This is a genomic window from Glycomyces sp. YM15, assembly GCF_016918015.1.
In the GTDB taxonomy this organism is placed as follows: Bacteria; Actinomycetota; Actinomycetes; order Mycobacteriales; family Micromonosporaceae; genus Glycomyces.
Genome location: NZ_JAERMK010000050.1, coordinates 1 through 8,158, shown reverse-complemented (window position 1 = coordinate 8,158; position 8,158 = coordinate 1). Strand labels below are relative to the sequence as shown.

General features: G+C 68.5%; 9 protein-coding genes and 1 pseudogene. 4 read left to right on the top strand and 6 right to left on the bottom strand.

Going from position 1 to position 8,158, the window contains the following annotated elements:
* The 4 genes and pseudogenes from JHY01_RS26065 to JHY01_RS26050 all read right to left on the bottom strand — a co-directional run.
* Positions 1-213 (bottom strand): annotated as a pseudogene (locus JHY01_RS26065) (sugar ABC transporter permease); the annotation flags it as partial.
* A gap of 359 nt (positions 214-572) precedes the next feature.
* A complete protein-coding gene (gene ligD / locus JHY01_RS26060; RefSeq protein WP_240193273.1) occupies positions 573-1,502 on the bottom strand; it encodes a non-homologous end-joining DNA ligase in 930 nt (309 codons plus the stop codon).
* 1 nt (position 1,503) lies between these two features.
* Positions 1,504-2,445 carry a non-homologous end-joining DNA ligase gene (gene ligD, locus JHY01_RS26055; RefSeq protein ID WP_307814593.1) on the bottom strand — a complete coding sequence of 314 codons (942 nt, stop codon included), beginning with the start codon at positions 2,443-2,445 and terminating at the stop codon, positions 1,504-1,506.
* Positions 2,442-3,008 carry a DNA polymerase ligase N-terminal domain-containing protein gene (locus JHY01_RS26050; protein ID WP_205328652.1) on the bottom strand — a complete coding sequence of 189 codons (567 nt, stop codon included), beginning with the start codon at positions 3,006-3,008 and terminating at the stop codon, positions 2,442-2,444. The genes ligD (JHY01_RS26055) and JHY01_RS26050 overlap by 4 nt, the downstream gene beginning before the upstream one ends.
* Before the next feature lie 90 nt (positions 3,009-3,098).
* Here JHY01_RS26050 and JHY01_RS26045 point away from each other — a divergent pair, with 90 nt between their 5' ends.
* On the top strand, positions 3,099-4,025 hold the full coding sequence (locus JHY01_RS26045) for a Ku protein (protein WP_205328651.1): 927 nt from the start codon (positions 3,099-3,101) through the stop codon (positions 4,023-4,025).
* On the top strand, positions 4,022-4,438 hold the full coding sequence (locus JHY01_RS26040) for a hypothetical protein (RefSeq protein WP_205328650.1): 417 nt from the start codon (positions 4,022-4,024) through the stop codon (positions 4,436-4,438). The genes JHY01_RS26045 and JHY01_RS26040 overlap by 4 nt, the downstream gene beginning before the upstream one ends.
* 5 nt (positions 4,439-4,443) lie before the next feature.
* On the opposite strand, the gene JHY01_RS26035 is transcribed toward JHY01_RS26040, so the two are convergent.
* Positions 4,444-5,739 (bottom strand): hypothetical protein, encoded by a 1,296-nt coding sequence (locus tag JHY01_RS26035; protein ID WP_205328649.1) that lies wholly within the window; start codon positions 5,737-5,739, stop codon positions 4,444-4,446.
* Between the two features lie 347 nt (positions 5,740-6,086).
* On the opposite strand from JHY01_RS26035, the gene JHY01_RS26030 reads away from it, so the two are divergent.
* Positions 6,087-7,061: a TIGR00341 family protein gene (locus JHY01_RS26030; RefSeq protein WP_374199606.1), complete on the top strand. Its 975-nt coding sequence runs from the start codon at positions 6,087-6,089 to the stop codon at positions 7,059-7,061.
* Positions 7,062-7,155: 94 nt separating this feature from the next.
* Complete coding sequence (locus JHY01_RS26025) at positions 7,156-7,533, top strand: SHOCT domain-containing protein (RefSeq protein WP_205328647.1); 378 nt, start codon at positions 7,156-7,158, stop codon at positions 7,531-7,533.
* Between the two features lie 117 nt (positions 7,534-7,650).
* Here JHY01_RS26025 and JHY01_RS26020 read toward each other — a convergent pair whose 3' ends face one another.
* A complete protein-coding gene (locus tag JHY01_RS26020; protein WP_205328646.1) occupies positions 7,651-7,881 on the bottom strand; it encodes a hypothetical protein in 231 nt (76 codons plus the stop codon).
* Positions 7,882-8,158 lie beyond the last annotated feature (277 nt).

The following is an 8,158-nucleotide window of genomic DNA, read 5'->3' as shown; positions in this document are numbered from 1 at the left end:
GTCGAATCCGGCCCACGGCGAGCCCCAGATGCCCTGGACCACGTTGTAGTCCTTGAAGGCGATCACGTTGTTCGCCATGGGGATGTACTGGAATATCACGAAATACGCGACCGGCAGGACCAGCAGCACATACAGCTGCCAGTGACGGCGCAGATTCCGCCTGCGGGTCCTTCGGCTGCGCTCACGGACGGTGGCCGGGGCCGGCGCGTCCAATGCCGCGGTCACCGCTTCGGACCCGTCATCCTGTGTGCCGCTAGGCGACACTCCCAGCTCAAGACGCTCACGCCCGCTCCTTTGCGATCCAGATTCGTGAATGTTCACGGTAAACATGGATACTCAAGTTCGTCAATACTCTGAACGAGAAAAGATCAGATCTTTATCATGGGAGCGTTCGAATAGTCGGACTACCGTCATCACTGGTGAGCACTTTGCCCGGTATAGGCATCAATCAATCATTGATTGATCGAATCTATGAATTGCCCCTTCGATTCGGACATTGGCGACGGGGCCTCCCGAATACCGCAGTCTGGAAAGACCCCGTCGCGGACGTCGACGACCGGCACGTCGCCGTGCTATGTCGAGGCCTGACGGTCGGCGTCGAGGGCGTCCAGACGTGCGCGCACGGCCGCAGGGGAGGCGGCATGGTCGTCCATGCCGGCCCAAGGGTCCGCCTTGCGGGCGAGGCGGCGGCGGATCGAGGCGGTGGTGAAGCCGTTCGGCGTGGAGCGCCCGAGCTCGCCCCAGTCGAGCGGAGTCGCGACCGTGGCGCCGGGACGGGCGCGCATCGAGTACGGGGCGATGAAGGTCTGGGCGTGGCCGTTGCGGTTGACGTCGAGGAAGATGCGGTCGCCGCGGCGGTTCTTGCGCTGCGCGGTGGTGAGGCGGTCGGGGTCGTCGGCGGCGAGGCGGGAGGCGAGGCGTCCGGCGAGGTCCCGCACGAATGTGAAGTCCGCACCGCGGTCGAGGGGCGCGACCACGTGGTAGCCGCGACCGCCCGTGGCCTGGAGGTACGCGGTGAGGCCGAGTCCGGTGTAGAGGTCGCGAGCACGTCGGGCGACCGAGCGGAGCTCGGCCACCGTGACGCCCGGCGGCGGGTCGAGGTCCATGACGAGCCGGTCGGGATGGTCGAGGTCCGCGGCGGTCGCGGTCCAGATGTGGAATTCGATGGTGCCCTGGTTCGCCAAGTAGAGCAGCGACGCGGCGTCATCGCACATGACGTACCGGATGCTGCCCTCGCTGTGCCGGTGCGCCACTTCGACGGTGTCGATCCAGTCGGGGAAGCGCCCGCCGGTGTCCTTCTGGAAGAACCCCTCGGTCGCGAGCCCGTGCGGGAAGCGGCGCAGGGTCAACGGGCGTCCGGCCAGGTGCGGGAGCATCGCCTCGGCGACGGCGAGGTAGTGGACGAGCATGTCGCCCTTGGTGATCCCGTCATCGGGGAAGAGCACTTTGTCGAGTGTGGTCACCTTGATGTCGTGTCCGGCCACATGGATCAGGGGCGCCATGTCAGGCCGTTTCCCGCACGACGTCCTCAGGGGCCTTGTCGGTGCGCTCGCCCTGATACCGGGGGTGGCGCAGCATGCCGCCGGTGGTCCATTCGGTGAAGCCCACCTGCACGACCAGTTCCGGTTCGATCCAGTGCGCGCGCTTCTCGCGGACCGGGTCGGCGAAGGGGCTGGAGTCCCGGGCCAGGCCGTTCATTCGCGCCCGCAGGTCCCGCAGGGTGCGGTCGTCGTAGCCGGTGCCGACCTTGCCCGCGTACCGCAGCGGGCCGCCACCGTCGAAGTAGCCGACGAGCAGCGCGCCGAAACCGGAGCGCGAGCCCTGCGGGTCGGTGAAGCCGCCGACCACGAACTCCTGGTCGCGCACGCATTTGAACTTGAGCCAGTCGGTGGACCGGCCGCTGCGGTAGCGCGATTCGGCGCGCTTGGCGATCAGCCCTTCCCAGCCGCGCCCGCACGCGTCCTCGTAGTACGCCTCGCCGGCGGTGTTGCGGTGTGCCGAGTACCGGATCGGGTCCCGGAAGTCGAACGCGCCCCTGAGGATCCGCTTGCGCTCGCGCAGCGGCCGCCGCGTCAGGTCTTCGCCTTCGAAGGAGAGCAGATCGAACAGATAGTAGTAGACGTCGACGCCGGTGGCGGCGATCCGAGCCGCACCGGTGAGGTGGATGCGGGCCTGCAAGCGGGCGAAGCTCGTCTGCTTTCCGTCGAACGCGACGATCTCACCGTCGGCGGTGAACTCCGGCCCGCCGAGCTCGGCGAGAGCGTCCACGAGCTCGGGGAAGCGCTTGTCCAGGGGCTTCTCGTTGCGCGACCACAGGTGCGGCGCACCGCCTTCGCGGACGGCCAGCGCGCGCATGCCGTCGAACTTCCGCTCGAAGACCCAGGCCGCGTTGGAGAAGCGGCGCTCGGTGAGCGTCGCGAGCATGGGTTCGCGGAAGCCGCTCACGCCAGGTCCTTGTTGGTGCGCCCGCTGAGCACGGACTCGAGACGGGTCTTGGCGGGCTTGCGGCGGCGGTCGGCGGCCTCGTCGTCGACCTTGACCAGCAGCCAGTCGTGGTCTTCGCCCATGCGGGAGAGTGCGAACCCGCCGTTGAGCTTCTCACCGTCGAGTCGCACCACGAGGTGGCCGTGTTCGAGGGCGTCGCCGATCGGGACCGCTTTGCCGCGCTTCTCGGTGAGGTTCTCGTACGTGCCGGCGTCCCAGACGATCATGGTGCCCGCGCCGTATTCGCCTTCCGGGATGCGCCCTTCGTACTCGGCGTAGTCGAGGGGGTGGTCCTCGGTGCGGACGGCGAGGCGCTTGTCGTCGGGGTTGAGCGAGGGGCCTTTCGGAACGGCCCAGGAGACGAGCACGTCGTCGATCTCGAGGCGGAAGTCGAAGTGCAGTCGGGAGGCCTCGTGGCGTTGGACGACGAACCGGTCGCCGCGGTCGCGCTTGCGGCCGCCCGAGGGCTCGCCGGATTTCGACAAGTCCCGTTTGCTGCGGTATTCGTCGAGCTTGCGTGGCATGAGCGAAACATACCCGAGCGGCGGCGCCGACAAACGAGGAATTATCACTTATCGCACGTACCTCATCACTCTCAGTGCCATGCTGTGGTCATGCCAGGTGCGATCTGGGACGGCGTGATCGCGTTCGGGTTGGTGAGCATCCCGATCCGGCTCCGCGCTGCCACCGGCAGCCACGACCTCTCCCTGCACCAGTATCACGCGGCCGACGGGGGCCGGATCCGCTACCAGAAGGTCTGCGAGCTGGACGGCGAGGTCGTCGACCCCGAGGACATCGCCAAGGGCACCGAGACCGACGAGGGCGACATCGTGATCCTCGACGAGGACGACCTCGCGGACCTGCCGGTCAGCACCTCGAAGACCATCGAGGTCATCGGGTTCGTGCCCGCCGAGCAGATCGACCCGATCTTCTACGAGCGGTCCTACTACGCCGAGCCGGGGAAGGCCGCGGCCAGGCCGTACGCGCTGCTGCGCGAGGCTCTGGTCGCAGCCGACCGCGTCGCGATCGTCCGCGTCACGCTGCGCCGCCGCGAGAGCCTCGCCGCGCTCCTCCCCCGCGACGAGGTGCTGGTCCTGCACACTATGGTCTGGGCCGACGAGATCCGCGAGCCCGAGGCCTCCGGGCTGGGCGGCGAGACGAAGCAGGCGGAGCTGAAGATGGCCGCGACCCTCATCGAGTCCATGGCGATCGACGACTTCGACCCGGAGGAGTACAGCGACGACTACCAGGAGGCCCTGCAGGACCTCATCGAGGCCAAGGCGGAAGGCCGCACGCTCAAGGCGAAGGTGAAGGCGGAGCCGAAGGCCAAGGTCATCGACCTCATGGAGGCGCTGGCCAAGAGCGTCGACCAGACCAAGTCGGGCACGGGACGGCGGCGTCCGGCCAAGCGGGCGGCGAAGCAGCCGGCCAAGCAGGCCGCCAAGAAGACCGTGAAGAAGGCGGCCAGGAAGACCGCCAAGAAGGCGGCCGCACGCAAGCAGACGGCGAAGAAGGCGCCCGCCAAGCGGAAGAGCGCATGACGATGCTGGCCGAGGCGTCGTTGAGGACCGCGCTCAACGCGCGGTACCCGCTGCCGGACTGGACCGTCGACTCCGAGTTCAAGTACGAGCTGACCCTCGCCGTGGCCCTCACCATCGCGGCCGAGACCGAGTACTGGCCCGAACTGCAAGGGCCGCAGGTGATGCTGCAGCACGCCGAGCGCGTCACAGCGGCCGTCCGGGCAGCGCTGCACCCGCTGCTGTCCTGGATGGAGGAGAGCCCCACCGACGGTTTCAGCTATCCCGGCGACCCGCTCGTCTCCTACATCGCGCAGCTGGCGCTGACGCTCCCCGGCGAGGCGCCCGACGCCGACCTCTACCGGGAACTGCTCGAATACGACAGCCGGTACCTCATCCACCTGGCCGAGCACTACGAAGTCGCGCGGCACTGGTGAAGGGCTCAGGCCGGGGTCGGGCCCGGCTCGCGTTCGGCCTCGAACGCGGTGCGGCCGATCAGCTCCACGACCGCGGCGAGCACCGCCACGACCACGACGACCGTGACGACCCCCGAGACGCCGGGTTGCCGCCACAGGACGAGCCAGAGCAGGCCGCCGACGACCAGTAGCGCCTGGATGGCCCGGCGGTGGCGGAACACGAGACCGCCGAAGCCGCCGAAGGTCAGCCCGGCACCGGCCAGGCCCCGTGCGGCGGCGTTGCGGCCCGAAGCGCCGAGGCGGCGCGAACCCCGCGCGACCGTGCCGGGTCCGAGCAGCCAGCATGCGAAGGCGGTGATGAGCGCGAGCACCGCGATGGTCTCTGCCGCGCTCTTGAGGAAGCGGGTGACGGTGTCGTAGACGTTCGCCGCGGCCGCCGGCGACTGGACCGCGTCGCCGAGCCCGGCGAGGTAGGCGCCCCGGCCGACCACGAGCCCGCCCGAGAGCAGCAGCATCGCGCCCGCCACGCAGAGCGCGCCGATGAGCAGGCCCCGGCGGCGGCTCGGCGCGAGGGCGACACCGGCCGCCAGCAGCGCGAGCCCGGCGATCGGCAGGATCCAGGCCGCCGCGTCGAGCAGGGCCGCGGCGGTCCGCACCTGCGGGAACGCCTCCGACCGTGCAATCGTGAACGTAACCGACATCGCCGGAATGCGTTCGGCCAGCGCGAATCCGGCCTCGACCATGCGGTCCTTGACCCGTTCGACGACGGGCCCGAGGTCGAGTACGAGGTCCTCGCCCTGGAGTTCGAGGACGCCGCCGTCGTCGCCGCGGAGGACGGCGACGAGCGCGGTGTGGGCGCTCCGGGTGGCCTCGCGCCACAGTTCGGTGAACTGGTCGGAGTAGACGACCGTGTTGACCTGCTTGTCGATGAAACCGTTGATCCCGGAGGCGAGCGGCACGGCGAGCTGGTCCAGGACCTCGGGGCCGCCCTTGGTCTGGACGGCGGCGATGGCCTCGTCCACGAGCGCTTCGACGTCGAGGGCTTCGTCGACGGCGTCCGAGATGCGGGCGGCGATGGCCGCGCGGACCTCGTCGTCGCGGTAGAGGGGTTCCATGGTGTCGGTGAACCGGTCGGTGTTGAGGACCTCGTTGCGCGCGAACACGGTCACGGAGGCCAGCATGATCACGATCGCCGCGAGCACCAGCAGTGCGACCGATCCGGTCCAGCGAAGCCCGCGCCGGCCTTTCCCGGTGCGGGAGACCTGGGCGCGGAGCCGTTCGAGTTCGTCGCGTTCGGCCCGGTTCAACGCGTCGTCGGACATGGTCTCGCTCCTTCGAACAATGCCGCGTGGGCCTCCAGATCCTAAGACCTATCGGGGCCTGACCGGGGCGTTCTCGCGTTCAGCGCCCCATCGGGGCCGCTTGGGCGGCCCTGCTCGCCAGCGCGGTGAGGGAGTCGAACAGGCGGGTGGATTCGCCTCCGCAAAGGCCGAACTGCTCTCCGAGGCGAGGTGAAGCCGTGTGCTTCCAGATTCGCCTCGTGGTCACCGCCGCGGCCCTTGCGGTCGCGGCGTTGACCCGATCGAAACAGGCGGCTTCCAGATGTTCGCCTACGACGTCCGGCCATCGAATCACCATTAATACCTCATAATGGACATTGGAGGCAATGATGATGAGTATTCTGATCCCGTCGAGTCAGCGGCGAACGCTGGCGGAGCTGTCCGACCGGATCGACCTCGGCCACGGCGACCGGTCCACGAAACGGTCCGCGTTCTGGACGATGCTGGTGCTGTCCGGCGTGATCGCGACGGCCGGCGTCATCGGGGACTCCACGGCGACGGTGATCGGCGCGATGATCGTCGCTCCCCTGTCGACACCGATCCTGGCCGTGGGCCTCGGGATCGTCACCGGTCGCCTCTCGCTGGTCGGAAGGTCCCTGCGGTACGTGGTCGCTAGCGTCGCGGTCGTGGTCGCGATCGGATACCTCTTCGCGCTGGTCCTGCCGAATCCGACGAGTGTGCTCTCGAACTCGCAAGTCGTGGGCCGCGTCTCCCCCACTCTGACCGACCTCGCGGCGGCCGTCGCCACCGGGTTCGCGGGCGCGATCGCGGTCACGCGCCGGGACGTCGGCGACGTGCTCCCCGGGGTGGCGATCGCCATCTCCCTCGTGCCGCCGCTCGGCGTGGTGGGGGTGTGCCTCGGTTCGGGTGAACCGGAGCTTGCGCTCGGCGCGCTCGTCCTGTTCGCCTCCAACATGGTCGTGCTGATCATCGCCGCCGTGGTGGTCCTCATGATCGCCGGGTATGCGGGCGAGTCCGCCGAATCGCCGCAGGCGAAATGGCGAGGCCGCGCCTATGCGGCCCTCGCCGTCGTCCTGGTCGCGGTCGGCATCCCCATGACCCTCAACACGATCACCTCGATCTGGGCGAAGCAGGTCCAGGTACTCGCCGACGATTGGCTCAGCGGCATCCCTGAAGCCGAGGTCAGCGACGTCTCCTGGCACTCCCATGGCCTTGTCGTCGAGGTTCGCAGCCCCGAAGACCTGCCGGACATCGCCGAACTGCAGCAGGCGGTCGACGCGGCCCTCCCCACCGATCCGCCGGTCACCGTGGTCCACACCGTCGGCGAACGCATCGGCGAATAGCAATCGCGAATCCGCGACATGTCATTCGGGATCTTGCGATAGTGAATCATCATCGGGGCGGCATCGCTCCCGATCCGGGCATGAGGGGGACGCCGTGTCGTTCTGGGATTTCTTCTGGCTGTTGCTGATCTGGCTGCCACTGATGATGATGTGGGCGTTCGCGTTGCTCGACATCTTCCGCCGGGACGATCTCAAGGGCTGGCTCAAAGCGCTGTGGGTCGTGGTCGTGGTCGTCTTGCCGTTCTTCGGCACGCTCATCTACCTGATCGCCCGCCCGGCCGGCGCCACCGCCGCCGAGCGGGAGGCGCTCGATGCGAGCGGCCGCGCATTCGTCGCCAAGTACGCGCCCGACAATGCCGCCGAGCAGCTTCGGGTGCTCGCCGATCTGCACGATCGGGGGAAGCTCACCGATGCCGAGTTCCAGACCGAGAAGGCTCGAGTCATGGGCGCGTCGGCGTCCTCGCAGGATTGACGCGTCGGCTTCGCGCGGGCATCAGCGTTCGGTGGGGCGGGGCCAAACGGCCCCGCCCCGCGTTGCGCTATCGCCCGCACCGCCGGGCCCCCGGCCTGCCGTCCGGGGACCGTCGGGTCAGACGCCGAGCCAGGATTGAGGGCCGGCGTAGGTGCCGAGGAGGCCGGGCACCTCGGCGGCCGGGTCGAGCGTGTAGGTGTAGAAACTCGACGGGTTGAAGGCGGAGCCGAGGGTCTCACGGCGCCCGGTGCAACCGGAGCAGATGCTGCCGCTCTCGCGCAGCTGCGCGGTCGAGTCGGGGTAGTACGGGTTGTCGACGTTCTGGAAGTAAGAGTTCTCCAGGACCATCTTGGTCTGGCCGCGCGAGTAGTTGCCGTAGCCGGTGATGCCCTCCAGGTGGTTGTTGTACAGGTGCGCGTAGGCGACGTTGTCGGTGCTGGGGTTGCGCTGGCTGGTGCCCTGGATCCAGTTGTGGTGGATGGTGATCCGGGCGGTGACGGGGCTTACCCCTTTGGTGTTGACACCGTCCTATGCGGCGAGGGCGAGGCTAGCCTGCCGCTGTTCGTAGTCGATCGGTGAGATCTGGCCCAGAGACGAGTGTCTCCGGGTCGTGTTGTAATCGGTG

Excerpts from the sequence above, each read along its gene's own strand:
- ligD (WP_240193273.1), bottom strand. The coding sequence starts at position 1,502 with ATGGCGCCCCTGATCCATGTGGCCGGACACGACATCAAGGTGACCACA.
- JHY01_RS26050 (WP_205328652.1), bottom strand. The coding sequence starts at position 3,008 with ATGCCACGCAAGCTCGACGAATACCGCAGCAAACGGGACTTGTCGAAA.
- JHY01_RS26045 (WP_205328651.1), top strand. The coding sequence starts at position 3,099 with ATGCCAGGTGCGATCTGGGACGGCGTGATCGCGTTCGGGTTGGTGAGC.
- JHY01_RS26040 (WP_205328650.1), top strand. The coding sequence starts at position 4,022 with ATGACGATGCTGGCCGAGGCGTCGTTGAGGACCGCGCTCAACGCGCGG.
- JHY01_RS26035 (WP_205328649.1), bottom strand. The coding sequence starts at position 5,739 with ATGTCCGACGACGCGTTGAACCGGGCCGAACGCGACGAACTCGAACGG.
- JHY01_RS26030 (WP_374199606.1), top strand. The coding sequence starts at position 6,087 with ATGATGAGTATTCTGATCCCGTCGAGTCAGCGGCGAACGCTGGCGGAG.
- JHY01_RS26020 (WP_205328646.1), bottom strand. The coding sequence starts at position 7,881 with ATGGTCCTGGAGAACTCTTACTTCCAGAACGTCGACAACCCGTACTAC.